Origin of the sequence: Congregibacter sp. (assembly GCF_965662665.1) — a bacterium.
In the GTDB taxonomy this organism is placed as follows: Bacteria; Pseudomonadota; Gammaproteobacteria; order Pseudomonadales; family Halieaceae; genus Congregibacter.
The window spans coordinates 1-16,979 of record NZ_CBFIIF010000038.1 but is presented as its reverse complement, the minus strand read 5'-3'; the positions used below and the strand labels follow the sequence as shown (position 1 = coordinate 16,979).

Sequence of the window (16,979 nt, the reverse complement as noted above, 5' to 3'; positions counted from 1 at the left end):
CTCTACGGCTTGGTCGTTACTGATGTCGTTGGTGAATTCGTAAAGCACAGGATCATAGGCAGAGCCCGATTGATCCATCAGGTCTTCGACCATGGTGATGGCGCCGTCATGATGCTTGATCATCAATGTCAAAAACATGCGGTCAAAGTCGGTGCCCTCGGCCTTTGCCAGTTCCGCCATCTGTTGGGGGCTGGCCATGCCAGCCATATCGTGGTGCATATGCATGCCGTCGTGGTCCGAAGGATTAGGGACGTCTTCGCCACGCTCGGCAAGCCACTCCTGCATGAAGGCAATTTCGTCCGCCTGGGTGCCGTTGATACGGTCCGCCAGATCCACAAGCGCGGGATTATTGGTGCGATCCTTTACCAATTCGGCCATCTGGGTTGCCTGATTGTGATGGGGGATCATGTCCTGCATGAAAGTTACATCGGCGGGAGAATAGGAGGACTCGGCAATGGCTACGGCTTCTTCGGCGCTCAGAGTTTGGGTCGCTTCACCCGGAGCACCGGGCTTGACGATGGGTACCTGTGCATTGCTTACCAAAGAGAGGCTGAGACTCATAGTTCCCAGGACGAGCGCGAGGGCGCTGGAAAGTGGTGCGGCGCTTCGATAGTGCTTATTCATTAACTAAGGTGCTCCAAAATACTAAGTCGTGATGCAATGCCTGATGATAGCGCAGTGTAAGAAGTGTGGTGCAGGTTCAGTATAAAGATTGCTGCATAAAAGACGGTGAGACGATTGCCAGTACGCGCTACTAAAAAAACCAGCCCGCTTTTCTAAGCGGGCCCGAGAGGTTTTTTCAGGGAAGCTTTATCGTAGAGACCCCGTTTTCTGCAGCGACGCTGTTGAAACTCTTCAATTCTTCGCTCCGGATGTTTGCCAACTGTGCTTCATAAGCTGCCCAGATCTCAAGATAATCCTCAGTCACCTCTTTAAATCCGTCGGTCAAGGGGATTTCAGATCCGTGCATGCGACCAAGAATATCCTTGATCTTCATGAGGAAGCGACCTTCGTGCTGATACACGTGTTGAAAGGTCTTGAGCTCCTTTTGCAGAATGAGAGCAATCCAGGCGTCGACGCTGGCTTCGAGCTCTGCTCCTTTATCAACGACCGCTTGGGGTGCTCCCAGTTCATTGATGAGGGCGAGCTGCTTCTTGACCATACGCAGATCTGTCACGCCCTCGCTCATAGCCGTGGCCGCCGCCATGAGTGAGCCAGAGAGTGCATCCATAGCGGCGTACTCCTGCAGATTCTCCTTGGTGTCGCCTCCAAGTCGCGGGTCCACGCGGATCGTGAACGCCTGCTCCTGCACGTCATCACCGATAGTCATGCGAACCTTATAGTCTCCCGGCGCGGCCGTGTAGGCGTCCATGCTGCCCGATACGCTGTAGATCTCGGGTAGGCAGTCGAACTCTCCCATCTGCAGACGCCACTCCCATCGGTTGTCACCTGCTTTTGCAGAGATGGTTTCCGGGCGTGGTATTTCGGCCTGACCGCGACCACAGATGGTGCCTTCCAAATCTGATCGATCGGTATACACCACCTCACCTCGTTGGTTAATGATATCGAATTGAATAGCTGCGTCGGTTTCCTCACTCAAAACGTAGTGCACTTGGAGACCCCGGGGCGGGTTTTCGCCCGGCCCGTCATCTGGATAGCCGTTAGAAATGTTGCGTATGGGGTCACGCGGATCCAGAAGTACGGCAGCCTCATCAGCAAGACCATCAAAGAGCTGATGCAATGGCGTTAAGTCATCGAGAATCCACAGAGATCGGCCTTGGGTCGACACTACAAGGTCACTCTGCTGAACATAGAGATCGGTGATGGGAACCTGAGGAAGATTCAACTGCAGACTTTGCCAGTTCCCGCCATCATTAAAGGAGACAAACAGTCCGTTCTCGGTACCTGCATACAAAAGTCCCGGACGCTCCGGATCAACGCGAACAGTTCTTGCGAAGGTGTTTTCCGGAATTCCCTTAACGATCTTCTTCCAGGACCTCCCGTAATTTTCGGTCTTATAAATGCTGGGTGTGAAGTCATTCATTTTGAAACCGGCACGGGCAAAATAGGCCGTAGCTGCATCGTGAGGGGACGCGTCGATGACATTGATGATGCCCTCGGGGAGACCTCGGGGCGTGACATTCTCCCAGGTTTTGCCGCCGTCCCGCGTGAGGTGAACCAGTCCGTCATCGGAGCCGGTCCAGATGACACCCTCGCTAACCGGGCTTTCTGCGATAACAAACAAATTGTTATAGCTTTCGGCGGTAATCTGCTCGTTGGAGATAGGGTAGCCGCCGCGGCCCTGATGATCTTTGTCGTTACGCGTGAGGTCCTCACTGATGACCGACCAGCTAACGCCGCGATCGGTAGACGTCATTAAGTACTGGGATCCGTAGTAAATGCGATTGGGGTCATGAGGTGAAACGATCACAGGGCCGTTCCAGTTCGCGCGATATCTCAGGTTTTTCGGCTCTTCACCGGTGATTCTTTCCGGGTAGGGTCGCACGTTGCGGTACTGGCGGGTGTCGCGATTCCATTCCCCGAGCATGCTGGCGAAGAATGTGGTGTAGACGTACTTGGGATCATCTTTGTCAAAGGCGATGGTTGCACTCTCACCGGAACCAATGGACCACCAGTGACTTAAGCCAATGCCGCCGCCACTGTCGCTCATGCTCTGGCTCGCGATGGTAATGCCATTGGAGTCCTGCTGCGCGGAGTAAATACGGTAGGGGTAGGCGTTGTCGGTGATGACACGATAGAACTGCCCTGTGGGCTGATTTAACTGTGTAGACCAGGTTTCGCCGCCGTCCATGGAGACATTGGCGCCGCCGTCATTACCATTGATCAGGATGTTGCTGTCCGAGGGGTTAATCCAAATGGCATGATGGTCAACGTGTGGGGCTTTGACCCGTTCGAAGTTCTTACCACCATCGATGGACTTAATGAGCACACCGTTCATAACCCAAACTTCGTCCTCATCGTTTGGGTCGGCGGTGATGTGCATGTAGTACCAGGCGCGGGCCCAGGTGTTGGGGTCGTCGCTTACCTGCGTGAAGCTCTCTCCGCGATCATCCGAGCGATAGACGCCACCCTCACCATCCTTGGCTTCGATGGCGGCGTAGACAATGTTCTGGTTGGCGGGGGAGATGGCGATGCCCATTTTTCCCTTGAGTGCGGGCAAACCCTTGGTGATCTCTTTCCAGTTTTCGCCGCCATCGGTGGATTTGTAGACACGGCTGCCCGGGCCGCCGCTCTTAACAACCCAGGGCCTGCGCCGAAAGTCCCAGCTTGTCGCCATGAGGAAGTTCGGATCACTCGCATCCATACTCATGTCAGCAAAGCCCGAGTCTTCGTTCACATAGAGGACTTTTTTCCAGCTCTCGCCACCGTCTACCGTTTTGTAAATGCCACGCTCTTCATTGGCGCCCCAAGGGTTGCCCTGAGCCGCTAAAAAGACGATGTCGGGATTTTTAGGATGGATGTGAATGCGGCTGATATGACGAGTTGCTTCCAGACCCATGTGCGTCCACGTTTTTCCAGCGTCCGTGGACTTGTATACGCCATCGCCGTGGGATGTTTTCACTCCCCGGACGGGGCCCTCACCGGTGCCGACGTAAATGATGTTGGGGTCGCTGTCCGCGACATCGATAGCGCCAATTCCACCGGTGTTAAAGAAACCATCGGAGACGTTCTCCCAGGCGCTGCCCGCGCTGGTCGTTTTCCAGACCCCACCGCCGGTGGCACCAAAGTAATAGCTAAGCGGCTCGCTTTCGATGCCCGCTACGGCAGTGACTCTTCCGCCTCGGAAGGGCCCGATGTTGCGGTACTTCATAGTTTGGTAGAGAGACTCATCGACACTTTCTGCGGCGCTCGTCGCGTTACTTAAGCTTGCAGTGCTGAGACTAACCAGCGCTAAAATTGTCCAGATAAAGCCGCGAAAGATGCGTGATGAATAGGCCATGGTGGCATCCAGTGATTACGTTAATGCTATAGCTTACAACACTCAGGCTGCTATCTTGTTGCTCTGATAGTCCTTAAATTAGCCGTGGTGGCTACTCGAATAACAGACGTTTCAGAGGCTTCCTATGGGTGAGCTTTACGTTGAGTACGAATACTGGGTGGCGGTCTTTCAGCTTGTGATGGTGATGCTGGGTATGGGGGCAACGCTAACCCTTACCCACTTTCGCGACGTATTGGCATCGCCTCGTGCATTCACTATTGGCACAGTGATCCAATTGGCGCTTGTACCGTTAATCGCTTACCTCTGTATTTGGGCTTTGGGCGCGGTGGGCGGCGTTGCGGCGGGTGTTGCGCTTATTGCTGCGATCCCAGGTGGCACCACATCCAATATCTTTACATTCTTTGCTCGCGGTATTCATAGCCCTGCGAAGACCCAAACACGCTTGATAGGAGGTTTTGAAGGCCAAGCATGCTCTTTCTACGAGCCAGTGGGGTATTAAGTTCGCTGATTTTGGGCCCGGTTTCTGTAACTAGTCGCCCAAATACAGCATTCCACCGCAAAGGACTCCCCAGGCTGATAAAGCGGGAGTAGATTTCACGCACTAGAAACTATTTGGCGTGAGTCCGCGATCGTGCAAACCCCAGCATTCAACAAGTCATCACCATCAGGGCGATCCGGATGGATCGACATGTTCGCCCGTCATCGCCTCGCCGCAAACCTCCTCATGGTCATGATGCTTATGGCGGGTGTGTGGGGTGCGGTAAAGATCAAAGTCCAGATGAATCCTGATCAGAGCTGGAACGTGGCCGAGGTGGAACTGCAGTGGCCGGGTGCATCTGCGGAGGATATGGAAAAGCTGGTGACCAATCCCGTGGAGCATCAGCTTCGCGGGCTGGAAGGCGTTGAACGACTTAACTCATGGACCCGTAACGGTTTTGCCTGGGTGCAGCTGCGCTTTGATCGCGATGTCGAGATTAACGCGGCGGTAGACACGATTAAACAGCGCATAGCGCTCGTACGCGACCTGCCTGTGGATTTAGAGCCGCCCCGGGTCGCCATCGATCGATGGTACGAAACGGTTGCCGCGGTCTTCCTGACAGGGCCGGATAGCTTTAGTGAGCTTGCGCCCCTGGCTCACGAAGCGGAGCGCCAGTTGCGCGCACTGGGTGCCGATGTGGTGGAACTCAGAGGTCTGCCCAAAGAAGAGATTGCAATCGAGATTGATGGCCTCACCTTGGTGGAGATGAACGCCAGCATCGTCGACATCGCGCGGGCGGTGGCCAGTCTCAGTAACGATACTCCCGCAGGCACCATAGGCGCGGGACAGGGCCGTCGCCAGATTCGCTCCATGGATCAGCAGCGAAGCGTTAGAGGCTTTGAGGAACTTCCCGTTGCTTCGACCGCCGGTGATCATCTGGCCCAGTTGGGCGACATCGCCCACGTCGAGCGACGGGCAATTGACAACCAAAGGTATTCCTTAATCGATGGGAAGCCCGCCGTAGAGCTGAGAGTTCGGCGCGGGGATAGTACAGATACCTTTGACGCTGCCAATGTGATCAAGACCTGGCGAGCTCAGCAAGAAGAGTCGCTGGCTGCTCGAGGTGTTGAAACCAAGGTCTTTATTGAGGCCTGGCGCTTTGCAGCGGACACCATGGGGCTTGTTTTACGCAATGGGTTTTCGGGCCTCTGCCTGGTGCTGGCCATGCTCTTCCTGTTCCTGAACCTTCGCGTGGCGGGGTGGGTCGCTCTGGGTATTCCCGTCTCATTCGCCGGAGCCTTGCTGCTCTTCTACGGCTTCGGTGGCAGTCTGAACTTTCTGTCGATGATAGGTCTCGTGATGGCGTTAGGCATCGTCGTCGATGATGCCATTGTTGTTGGGGAACACTCCCTCTGGCAGTTCGAAAATGGACTGGGACCCGAAGAAGCTGCTGTTGTCGGTGCTCAGCGCATGTTTGCGCCTATCGTGGCCTCGAGTATGACCACTATGGCTGCGTTTTTGCCGCTGGTTATCGTCGACAGCGACGACATCCGCGAGATTCCCATTCTGATGCTCTGTGTCATCCTCGCGTCATTGGTGGAATGCTTTTTGATTATGCCCGGGCACCTCAAGCATTCGTTTAGGCGCATGGCGGAAAACAAAAAACCCACGCCGGCTCTTCGTAAGGCGTTCGACGAGCGTTTCGCAAATTTTCGGGAAAAGAGAGTGTTGCCGCTCCTTGCCTGGTGCCTCGCGCACCGGCGTGTCGCTATTACTGCGGCGGCGAGTGCTTTCTTCTTTGCCGTAAGTCTGGTGGCCATGAACCACATAAAATTTGATCTGAATATGAACATTAACTTCGAGTTTGCAGAGGCTAATATTCAGTTCACCGCTGATGCTGATGAAGCACAGCGACTCGCGTTTCTCGAGTCGCTGGAAGACCACGTGCTAGCTACGGATGAACACTTTGGCGGCGACAATATCGTGGCGCGTTGGGTGCAGCTTAACGGCGCAACCATCAGTAGGGATCGACGCGAGGGCCCGGAGTTTGCCAGTGTTTTTGTAGAGCTCACGTCGCCCGAATCTCGGGAAGTGAGCCTAGCTAAGTTTCTGGAACACTGGCAGTCGTCTATTCCCGAGTCGACGATTGTGGAGCAATTGCAGATCGAGCAGGGTGATCAGCCGTGGCCGGAAATCGAGTTGACCTTCAGTGGCTCTGACACGGCTGCGCTAAAAGGCGCGGCAGATGAGCTCGCAGCCGTTATGCGAACCATGCCTGGCGTGAACAATGTGCACGACGATCTTCCCTATGGGCGTGATCAGTGGGTGTTTAGCCTGACCCCTGAGGGCCGGGCGCTGGGTCTGTCGTCTACAGATGTAGGTCGTCAGGTTCGCACCGCTTTTGAGGGGGAACGCATCCAGTTGTTTACCGAAGACGACGCGGAGCTTGAAGTACGCGTGTCTCTTCCACTTCAGGATCGCCAGCGTCTGACCAGCCTGGCTCGACTGCCGGTGATCACTCCCAGTGGCGAGGTACTTCCCTTATCGACGGTGGCAAACATCGAGAGCCGTCGCGGTATTGACAAAATCAATCATGTTAACGGCGTACAAACGGTTGCTATTCGAGCCTATCCCGATAAGTCGATTACTACTGCAGATGCGGTGATCAACGAGCTTGAAGCCGAGATCATGCCATCCATAGCCAGCAAGTGGGACGTTAATCCCGGGAAAGGTTTCTGGGCAAACCAGCAAAGCGATCTGCTGCGTGAAATGTTTATCGGCTTTTTGATAACTCTGGCACTGATCTACATCATCCTGGCGTGGACCCTGCACTCGCTAACCTGGCCGTTGGCGATCATGTTTGCCATTCCCTTTGGTTTGACCGGTGCGTTGCTGGGTCTTTGGGGAATGGGTTTTAACATCACTCCTCTGGCTTTCCTGGGTATCTTTACGCTTACGGGGGTGATTGTTAATGACTCCATCATCTTGGTCACCGCTTACCGGGATCATCGACATGCCGGTATGGACGCGGATCGAGCGATCACCGAGGCGGTTCGTCAGCGTCTTCGTCCGGTACTGTTAACGTCGTTAACCACGGGTTTAGGGCTTGTGCCCATGATGCTTGAGTCTTCACTCATGGGCGCGGCGTTTATACCCCTGGCCACCGTGATCTGTTTTGGCATGCTTTACGGTACGGGCCTGATTTTGCTGGTCATCCCGGCAATCCTCTCGGCTTTAGAAAGCTGCGAGTTATCCTGGCGTCGCTTACAGAGCCGCGCTAATACCCTTAAGAACCCAGCTCTTGGAGCACCCAGCGCATGAAACCTCTATCAATCATTCTGTCCCCCTTTCGACTGTTCAACCGGTGGCTGCGAGGCAGTTTGCTGGGACGTTATGTTCGGGCGCTTTCGTCCTCAGCGAGAATCAGTCTTTCGATTCTGTTGGGCTTGGTAGTCGCCATTTTTGGTTTAAGCGCCTTCAGCAGCGCTGAGCTGGAAGTGGATGCTACGCCGGAAGCAGTTCCCGTGGTTGCCAAGGCGGCGCAGTTTCGATCGCTGTCGCCTGAGATTCACGTTTTTGGGCGTGTAGAAAACCCCAATACGACCGCATTACGCGCAGCGACGCTTGCCTATGTCACCGAGGTGAATGTGCGCGAAGGACAAAAGGTCTCCGCAGGTGATCTCCTGCTGTGCCTTGATGATCGCGATGCGCAATTGTCGGTGCGCCGTTCTGAGGCGGCCTTGGTCGAAGCTCGGGGTGAATACGAACGCCTCCAGGCACAGCAGGTCGCGGAATCAAAAAATGCTGAAAACCAAAGGCGACTTTTTGAGCTTACTGTTAAGAAGCAGGAGCGCTTTCAGACGCTTTACAAAAAGGGCCAAATTTCCGTGACGGATTACGATGCCTTGGAACAACAGCGTCTTGAGATGGAGATGGACCTGAATCAGCAGGAAATGCTTTTGGCAAGCCAGACTGCTGAACGTGCCTCCGCCGAAGCCCGGGTCACCCGTGCAGAAACCGATGTGCTGGAGAGTCGTTTGAACCTGGAGCGCCTGTCACTGGTGGCGCCCTTTGACGGCACAGTCATTGCGATAGATGCAGCGATTGGCGCGCGGATTGATGCGGGCCAGACCGTGATGTCTTTGTTTAATGCGGACTCCCAGCAGGTGCGCGTGTCTCTCCCTCAGCGTGACGCCAGTGCGCTGCACGCCGCAGTGAGTAACGGCCAGAGCATCGCCGCAGCAGCGCGCGTAGGCGATGATTGGGTCGAACTGGATTTACTGGATATCGGTGCTCAGGTACGCAGTGGGCGAGCGGGAACAGATGTTCTGTTTGCATCGCCGGTGGCTAGCGATTTGGCCCTTGGCCGGGCAGTGGATGTGCGTATCACGCTGCCCGCTCAGGAAAATCTGCTGGAGGTCCCGTTGCAGAGTGTGTACGGCGATCGCATTGTGTACACCATCGAGGATGAGACGCTCAAGTCTGTGGATATTGAGCGTGTCGGGATCCGCGAGGATGGCGAGGGCAATATGAGCCTGCTTATTCGCGCCCCGGAACTTCAAGCGGGTGAGCCTCTCGTTGTATCGTCACTGAGTAGGGCTGGTTCGGGTACGCGGGTAACGGTACTGGGCGAAGCAGAGCCCGCTATGGATGATGTCGGCGAAATGGATGCCCCGGAAGCCCTGGTCGCTCGCTAGGCCTATGCCTTGCTGTCAGGCTAAGAGCAACTCGCTGTAGTAGTGCCGTAGTAGTGCTGTAGTAGTGTTGTAGTAGTCGCAGGACTCTGATTATGGTTCGTCCTGCAGTCTTGCGTTGAATATGGGATTATAGGTCTTACTTGCTCGCAACAAGCGCTGCTTCTCGCGATGGTCGGTTTAGCAATAAGAGGCTCAGAATCCTGTGCAACAACACGAGATCGATGAACAGGTTTTTGATCTTTACGATGAGTACTGTCACGGCAAGATTAACCGCCGGCAGTTTTTTGAACGAGCCGCGGCGCTGACGATTGCTGGCGCGTCTGCTTTGAGCATGGCGCAGTCGCTGATTCCCAACTATGCCGAAGCGCAGGAAGTGCTGTTCACCGATGAACGCATCAAGGCCACCTGGGTTGACTATGATTCCCCCGGAGGCAGTTCTGGCTCGATGCGGGGTTACCTCGTGCAGCCCGAGGGCGAGGGACCTTTTCCCGCGGTTTTAGTCATGCATGAAAATCGCGGACTGAATCCCTATATCCAGGATGTAGCTCGTCGCTTTGCCGTGGCAGGTTTTCTGGCGCTTGCACCTGACGGCTTAGCGCCCATTGGCGGCTACCCCGGGAATGACGATGATGGTCGCGCTATGCAAAGAACACTTGATCAATCCAAGTTACGCCAGGATATGGTTAACAGCGCCCGCTTTGTCAAGTCTCATGCGCTTTCGACGGGTAAGTTGGCGGCCACCGGGTTCTGCTGGGGTGGCGGTACCACTAACTTTTTGGCGACAGAGCTAGGTGACGAATTACAGGCTGCTGCACCGTTTTATGGGGCTGCGGCTGATACTGACAAGGTCCGAAACATCAGTGCGGCCGTGCAGCTTCATTACGCAGAGAATGATGAGCGGGTGAATGCTATGCGCCCTGACTATGAGGCGGCCTTGAAAGCACAAGGCGCGACCTACGAGATGCATGTATATCCGGGCACGCGCCACGGCTTCCACAACTATTCCACCCCACGCTATGATGCAGAGGCTGCAAATTTGGCCTGGAGTCGAATGGTGGCATTTTTTCAAGAACACCTTGTTTAATCCTGCAGCGCTCGCCATGGGGGCGCGCTGTCGGCAGTCACGAATCAGTAACAAGGCTTTGCTTTGATAGCAGTGCATAGAAACAGATATCAGTGAACAACATCAGTTTGTAAAACCAGGGGAGATGCCAGTGAGGCTACAAAGACTAACAGGCGTATTTGTCACGCTCATGCTAGCGGTCGGGGCTATGACGGCCGCCGCTGCAGACAAGCCGAATATTCTGGTCATTTGGGGTGATGACGTAGGTCAGTCCAACATCAGTGCCTACACCCGCGGAATGATGGGTTTTCAATCGCCGAACATCGACCGCATTGCCAGTGAAGGCATGCTCTTCACGGACTACTACGGCGAGCAGTCCTGCACCGCGGGCCGCTCCTCATTCATCATGGGGCAGTCAGTTTTCCGTACCGGCCTGTCAAAAGTGGGTTTGCCTGGCGCAGAGCTAGGCATGCAGGAAGAAGATCCCACCATAGCAGGTCTATTAAAGAATCATGGCTATGTAACTGGTCAGTTTGGTAAGAACCATTTGGGTGATAAAGACGAGCACCTTCCCAGTAATCACGGATTTGATGAATTCTTCGGTAATCTCTATCACCTCAATGCCGAGGAAGAGCCGGAGAACTACGATTATCCCCAAGACCCTGAGTTCCGTCGCAAGTACGGGCCTCGTGGCGTCATCAACTCCTTTGCCGACGGCAGGATTGAAGATACGGGCCCGCTCACCAAGAAGCGCATGGAAACAGTCGATGATGAAACGGTTGCGGCTGCCAAGGCATTTATCGAAAAGGCCGCGGCTGACGATAAGCCGTTTTTCGTGTGGTGGAGTGGCACAAGGATGCATTTTCGCACCCACGTAGCCGACGATAAGATGTCGTCGTGCAAGTCTATGTACCCTCGTGCCGATGAATACACCTGCGGCATGGTTGAGCACGACATGCACATTGGCGAGTTTTTAACCCTCCTTGATGATCTCGGTATTGCAGATAACACCCTGGTGTTTTACTCGACAGATAACGGTGTCCACATGAATACCTGGCCTGATGCGGGTATGACACCTTTCCGCGGTGAGAAGAACACCAACTGGGAAGGCGGCTGGCGTGTTCCTGCGGCGGTGCGCTGGCCCGGTAAGATTGAGGCCGGGTCCGTATCTAACGAGATCATGCACCACATGGACTGGTTGCCTACGCTGCTTGCCGCTGCCGGTGAACCTGACGTGAAGGAGAAGTTGCTCAAAGGTCATCGCGCAATTGGCCGCCGATACAAGGTGCATCTCGATGGCTATAACTTCTTGCCGTTCCTCACGGGCGAGACGACTGAAACGCCCCGCAATGAGATTTTCTATTTCTCTGACGACGGCGATTTGATGGCATTACGCTACAACGACTGGAAGCTGGTATTCCTGGAGCAGCGTGTTGCGCAAACTTTGCAGGCTTGGTCAGAACCCTTTGTCGAACTGCGTCTACCGTTGATATTCAACCTGCGTAGGGATCCTTACGAGCGGGCGCAAATCACCTCCAACACCTACTACGACTGGATGATCGATCGAGCTTATCTGCTCGTACCGGCGCAGGACTATGTGGGTCAGTTCCTGACGACCTTTCAGGATTACCCGCCGCGACAGAAAGCGGCGAGTTTCTCTCTGGAGCAAGTTATGGAGAAGCTGACTTCACCGCCGGGGTCACCGTAAGAATTCACACAGGATGATGCGGAGATTTACCGCAAATACATAAGGGGCCTTAAGGGCCCCTTTTTTTATCGCTGTTGATTCTTTTGGCAGGATCGGACGGCAGGCACTGTTCCCTGCGTTCGCTAGGTCGGGTGACGCTCACTCCGTAAACAGCGCCCCGTGTCCTTCCTGCGAGATTCGAATTCAGATCGACTATTCAACGTTGGCCTAAGGCAAGTTGCTCTTTAGTGCTGCGAGTTTCCATCGACTTCGACAATCATTTCAATCTCGACTGCCTGCCCTCGAGGGAGTGACGCCATACCGACAGCGGCCCGAGCGTGACGGCCCCGTTCACCAAAGACTTCGACGATGAGGTCGGAAAAGCCGTTGATGACCGCGGGCTGCTCAATGAAATCAGGATCTGAGTTCACCATACCCAATACTTTCACGACGCGCGTGACACGATCAAGATCCCCGAGCATGACTTTGAGCACTGCCAGCTGATTGATGGCTGTGAGACGTGCGGCCTCGTAGCCTTGCTCGATATTGAGATCTTTGCCGAGTTTGCCATGCACTTCACTGCCATCAGCGCGCTTGGGGCCCTTGCCGGCGAGGAAGATCAGATTGCCGGTTTGCACGCCGTTGACGTAATTGGCGACGGGGCTTGGTGCCGCGGGGAGTGTGATACCCAGTTCCTGCAGCTTCGCTTCTGGCGTTGCCGCGGCGCTCCTGTCTTCAGCTTGAGCCTGAAGACTGAAGGCCAGCAGGGCTGCCAACAGTAGGAATACGCAGTTTCGAAACACGGTCGGTCCTGACAGTACGGTGGGCATGGCGGTTGTTCTCCTTAAGACTCTTGACTGAGTTGCGCAGCTTCACGCATTTCAAGCTCCAGTGCCTCGGTCGCATGAGAGCGCGGTCGGGCAAAGCGAGCCACGCCAAGATACAGGATGGGTGTCAGGTACAGGGTAAAAAGTGCGGTGATGCCCAGACCGCCGAAGACGACCCAGCCTACGGCGGCTCGCGCTTCGGCACCGGGCCCACTGGATAGGATCAGGGGGAGGGCGCCCAGTACAGTGGATACGAGGGTCATTGCGATGGGGCGCAAGCGTACGGTGGCAGCCTCGACCACCGCATCACGAACGCTCCGTCCTTCATCTCTCAACTGGTCGGCGAACTCCACCAGCAGGATGCCATTCTTGGCAATTAGGCCAATGAGCATCACCAGTCCCACCTGGGAATAGATATTGAGACTGGTGCCGGTCAAGAACAGCGCCAGAATAGCCGCGGCTAATCCGAAGGGGACTACCGCCATAATCACAATCGCACTGGTGAGACTCTCAAACTGAGCCACGAGGACAAGAAACACAATCAGCAATGCAAATCCGTAGGTCATAAGAGTTTCGCGACTGGATTCCTCAAGCGTGGCCGCTTCGCCGCGTGTCAGAACCTCGATGTCTTCAGGAATGATTTCCATAGCCAAAGCCCGAAGTTCGTCTATGGCGGTTTGCATGGCCACACCTTGGGCGACGTCCACATCAACTTCGATGGCTCGGCGCTGGGATTGACGTTCCAGCTCGCTGGCGACGCCCTCTTCTACAATTTTAACAACGCTGGACAGCGGCACCAGGGCACCGCTGCCGGCACGTACGTACAGGTTGGCAAGATCGCCGGGGTCATCCACCGCGCGGGCACCGCCTTCGAGCATTATCGGCACCGCCTGATCTTCGATATTGAGATCGATGACATCAAGGCCATCGATCATTGCGCGCAGTGTCTCGGCAAGCTCCGGAAGGGATACACCCAGGTCTGCTAATCGTCTGCGATCAATGCGCACAGACAATTGCGGTTGTGTCGGCTGATAACCCACGCGGGGACCACTGACACTGTCCAGGCGATCCCGGATGGCGTCCGCGTAGTCGCGTGCTGCGGCATAGATGCGAGCGTAGTCGTTTCCGGTAAGAACGATTTTGAGTCCGCCGCCGGAAGCGCCGCGCAAGTTCAGGCTGTTGCTACTGAACACCCGCGGTCCTGCGCCGGGAAGATTACGGAGGATCGGCGCTATTTCTGCTGCGATTTCCTGTTGACTGCGTGTGCGGTCATTCCAGTGCGCCAAAGGAGCGCTGATGAATACCAGGTTGGGGTCATAGCGCCCCACGACGGTGTAGAGCGAGGTGATCTCGCCGCTCTCGACCAGCGGCAGCAGCACATCTTCCATGCGGTCCGCCTGGCGGCCCATGTAGGGTAAGCCAACCCCATCAGGGCCTCGGGCAAAGATGTTGATCTCGCCGCGATCTTCACTGGGGAGTAACTCTTGATCGAGCTGGAGATACAGACCGCCCGCGCCGCCTGCCGCAACAAGGCACACTAGCAATACCGGCCATGGGTGCCTGAGAACGGCATTTAGGCTCGCACTGTAAAACCGCTGCATTCGCCCACCGATCCTGCGCATGAGTCGGTCAAAGCGACCTTCCCTGGAATCGCCTAATCGCGCCATTGCCGCGGGCACTAATGAGAGCGCGACAAAGGACGAGATTGCGACGGCGACCGCCAGAACCAACCCAAATTCCCGAAATAGGCGACCCGCAGTGCCCGGCAGAAATGCAATGGGCACAAACACCGCTACCAGAACGATGGTGGTAGCAATGACGGCAAAAAACACCTGGCGAGTACCCAGCACCGCCGCGGCGTTGGTGCCCAGACCTTGCTGACGACGGCGTTGAATGTTTTCGAGAACCACGATGGCGTCGTCGACGATGAGCCCCGTGGCGAGCACGAGGGCCAGCAGGGTAAGAATATTGATCGAGAATCCCAGCAGCCAGATAGCTGCAGCCGTGCCCAGCAAAGATACGGGGATTGCGATAGCGGGGACCAGGGTGAGGCGCCAGGAGCCCGAAAAAACCCGGATCGTCGCGACGACTACCAAAATCGCGAGCATAAGGCTGACCAATACCTCTTTCACTGCCCCGCGTATAAAGATCGCGTTGTCGGAAATCTTCTCGAGCCTGAGGTTATCAAAGCGCGCATTGAGCTGCGCTATGGCCCTATCTGCCCCCGCTGCAATCTCAATGGTATTGGATCCTGCCTGACGCACGACACCAATCCCGACAACGCGTTGACCGTTCAGGCGTACGATGGACTCGGCGTCTGCGGGCGCGAACGCTACATCAGCGACATCACCAATACGCACTGTGCCAGTAACAATCGTGTCAGCCACTTGCGCCTCAGTGACCACCGAAGCGTCTGCTCGAACGAGTAACTGCTGGTCGCCTCCGCGGAAACTTCCCGCAGGCACATCGAGCGGCGCATCCCGAAGGACCGCAGCGACGTCACTGACGGTGAGCCCGTAGCTGGCCAGGCGTAGGGGATCGATAATGACTCGCAGCGTGCGCTGGCGACTGCCAAACAGTGGAACATCGGCAACGCCGGGAAGGGCAAGAAACGCCGGCACAATGTCCTGCTCGACAATTCTCGTCAGCGCCTCTTCGCTGTAGCGGGTACTGAGCACCGCTACGCGCACAACCTCTTCGGCATCTTCGTCGGCCTTGTAGACCGCCAACTGTTCAATGTCATCGGGGAGATCACGAACGGTTTGACTGATGGCTTCGCGTACATCAGTGGCGGCACGGTCGAGGTCATAGCCCGGACCGAACTCAGCGCGGATGCGCGTGCTGTTCTCTTCGCTGGAAGACCGGATGTCGGTAACGCCGGAGACACGGGCCACCGCGCCCTCGAGGATGCGTGTGACTTCGGCATCCATGGTTTCGGGAGAACCGCCGGGAAGCTGTGCGCGGACATTAATAATGGGCCGATCAACATCTGGCAGTTCCCGGACCTCAATGGCGAGAAGCGCAGCCAGGCCCGCAATGGCGATGAGCATGTTCATGACTGCTACCAGCCAGGGTCTCCGAACGCCCAATGCCGGCAGGTCGTTACCGGTGCTCATGAGGTTGGTATTGTCCACAGCGCTTAACCTTCGTTCGCGGCGGGGGTGAGCACGCCACGGGCATCACGGGCCAGCGCTTCTGCGTCCATAGTGCGCACCGAGATGCCGTCGCGCATGGACTGCACGCCCTCTCCGACAACGAGTGAACCCGGGGGAACCTCAGCATCAACCAGCACACGACCTTCTTGTCGCTGCACAAGGGTGGCGGCTACTCTACGGGCCTGATTGTTTTCGACGATCCAGATGTACGCGCCTTCTGCGCCCCACTGCAGCGCAACCTCCGGCACTGCCGGGAAAGTATTGCCGGTAAGATTTAGCTCCACCCGAAAACTCATGCCAGGACGGAGCTGGTCGCCGTCGTTAGGTACTTCGGCTCGCGCGGTAAAGGCTCGAGAGAGGGGGTCTACGCGAGAACCCAGATCCACCACGGTGCCGCTAGCCTGCGTCCGCTCTGCACTCCAGACTTCGACATTGACGGGATCTCCGGTTTGCAACCGTCCTACAAAGGCCTCAGGAACATCAAAGCTCACGAGAAGTACGCTGCGGTCATCGATGGTGGTGATTTCCGTGGTGGTATCCACACGATCTCCAGCATCGACGTCGGTAATGCCCACAAAACCATCAAAGGGAGCGGTGATGAATCGACGCTCTAGCGCAATCTTGGCGCGGTCGCGCTCGATGCGAGCGCTGTCCAGCGCTGTGCGAGCGGTATCGATGGTGGTTTCCGGAACAGTGCGTCCGACGCTATCGTTTGCCTTGGTGTATCGCTCCAGCATGCGCTTGCCATCGGTGAAGCGTAGCTCAGCAAGTTCCAGAGCAAGTTCCTCGTCGCGGGAATCCAATGCAACCAGGACATCTCCCTGAGAGACGCGATCGCCGGGCTGAAAGTTAAGCTGAACGACTTCGCCCGCCACCTCCGGGAACAGCGATACAGATCTGTAGGCTCTCGCCGTACCCACCGCTTCAACACGCGTTTGCCGGGCCTTCAGCTGCACTTTCTCGACTACCACAGGCACTGCGGCTCTGCCGCGGCTCTGGCGGGTATCGGTTGCGTCGCCGCTATTGCCGCATGCAATTAGTTGCATGCCTAGCGCTGTTGTAATGACCAGGCTGAGGCTGCGTTTGAGGGACAGCATGATTTTCTCCGCTT

General features: G+C 56.0%; 10 protein-coding genes. 5 read left to right on the top strand and 5 right to left on the bottom strand.

The window, feature by feature from the left end; translation table 11 throughout:
• Together ACTG39_RS12655 and ACTG39_RS12650 are read right to left on the bottom strand one after the other, a co-directional pair.
• Positions 1–624, bottom strand: a 624-nt coding sequence (locus ACTG39_RS12655) for a DUF305 domain-containing protein (protein WP_439107929.1), incomplete at its 3' end; no start/stop codon positions are given.
• Between the two features lie 175 nt (positions 625–799).
• A complete protein-coding gene (locus tag ACTG39_RS12650; RefSeq protein ID WP_439107928.1) occupies positions 800–3,961 on the bottom strand; it encodes a WD40/YVTN/BNR-like repeat-containing protein in 3,162 nt (1,053 codons plus the stop codon).
• Between the two features lie 124 nt (positions 3,962–4,085).
• On the opposite strand from ACTG39_RS12650, the gene ACTG39_RS12645 reads away from it, so the two are divergent.
• The 5 genes from ACTG39_RS12645 to ACTG39_RS12625 all read left to right on the top strand — a co-directional run bounded on the left by ACTG39_RS12645 (position 4,086) and on the right by ACTG39_RS12625 (position 11,907).
• Positions 4,086–4,460, top strand: coding sequence for a hypothetical protein (locus ACTG39_RS12645; RefSeq protein WP_439107927.1), 375 nt, complete (start codon positions 4,086–4,088; stop codon positions 4,458–4,460).
• 189 nt (positions 4,461–4,649) lie between these two features.
• Entirely contained in the window at positions 4,650–7,760 is a 3,111-nt protein-coding gene (locus ACTG39_RS12640) for an efflux RND transporter permease subunit (RefSeq protein ID WP_439107926.1), read from the top strand.
• Positions 7,757–9,136, top strand: coding sequence for an efflux RND transporter periplasmic adaptor subunit (locus ACTG39_RS12635; protein ID WP_439107925.1), 1,380 nt, complete (start codon positions 7,757–7,759; stop codon positions 9,134–9,136). Before ACTG39_RS12640 ends, ACTG39_RS12635 begins: the two co-directional genes overlap by 4 nt.
• Positions 9,137–9,338: 202 nt before the next feature.
• Positions 9,339–10,220, top strand: coding sequence for a dienelactone hydrolase family protein (locus tag ACTG39_RS12630; RefSeq protein WP_439107924.1), 882 nt, complete (start codon positions 9,339–9,341; stop codon positions 10,218–10,220).
• 169 nt (positions 10,221–10,389) lie between these two features.
• Positions 10,390–11,907 (top strand): arylsulfatase, encoded by a 1,518-nt coding sequence (locus ACTG39_RS12625; protein WP_439107935.1) that lies wholly within the window; start codon positions 10,390–10,392, stop codon positions 11,905–11,907.
• A 224-nt stretch (positions 11,908–12,131) separates the two neighbouring features.
• Here the strand turns inward: ACTG39_RS12625 and ACTG39_RS12620 are convergent, their stop codons facing one another.
• The 3 genes from ACTG39_RS12620 to ACTG39_RS12610 form a co-directional block, all read right to left on the bottom strand.
• The gene (locus ACTG39_RS12620; RefSeq protein WP_439107923.1) at positions 12,132–12,716 is read right to left on the bottom strand and encodes a RidA family protein; all 585 of its coding nucleotides are present in this window, start codon (positions 12,714–12,716) and stop codon (positions 12,132–12,134) included.
• A 14-nt stretch (positions 12,717–12,730) separates the two neighbouring features.
• Complete coding sequence (locus ACTG39_RS12615; RefSeq protein WP_439107922.1) at positions 12,731–15,847, bottom strand: efflux RND transporter permease subunit; 3,117 nt, start codon at positions 15,845–15,847, stop codon at positions 12,731–12,733.
• 5 nt (positions 15,848–15,852) lie between these two features.
• Positions 15,853–16,979: efflux RND transporter periplasmic adaptor subunit (locus ACTG39_RS12610; protein ID WP_439107921.1), on the bottom strand; the 1,127-nt coding region annotated here is incomplete at its 5' end.

Coding starts and splice junctions, on each gene's coding strand:
- ACTG39_RS12640 (WP_439107926.1), top strand. CDS start 4,650: ATGTTCGCCCGTCATCGCCTCGCCGCAAACCTCCTCATGGTCATGATG.
- ACTG39_RS12650 (WP_439107928.1), bottom strand. CDS start 3,961: ATGGCCTATTCATCACGCATCTTTCGCGGCTTTATCTGGACAATTTTA.
- ACTG39_RS12620 (WP_439107923.1), bottom strand. CDS start 12,716: ATGCCCACCGTACTGTCAGGACCGACCGTGTTTCGAAACTGCGTATTC.
- ACTG39_RS12625 (WP_439107935.1), top strand. CDS start 10,390: ATGCTAGCGGTCGGGGCTATGACGGCCGCCGCTGCAGACAAGCCGAAT.
- ACTG39_RS12635 (WP_439107925.1), top strand. CDS start 7,757: ATGAAACCTCTATCAATCATTCTGTCCCCCTTTCGACTGTTCAACCGG.
- ACTG39_RS12645 (WP_439107927.1), top strand. CDS start 4,086: ATGGGTGAGCTTTACGTTGAGTACGAATACTGGGTGGCGGTCTTTCAG.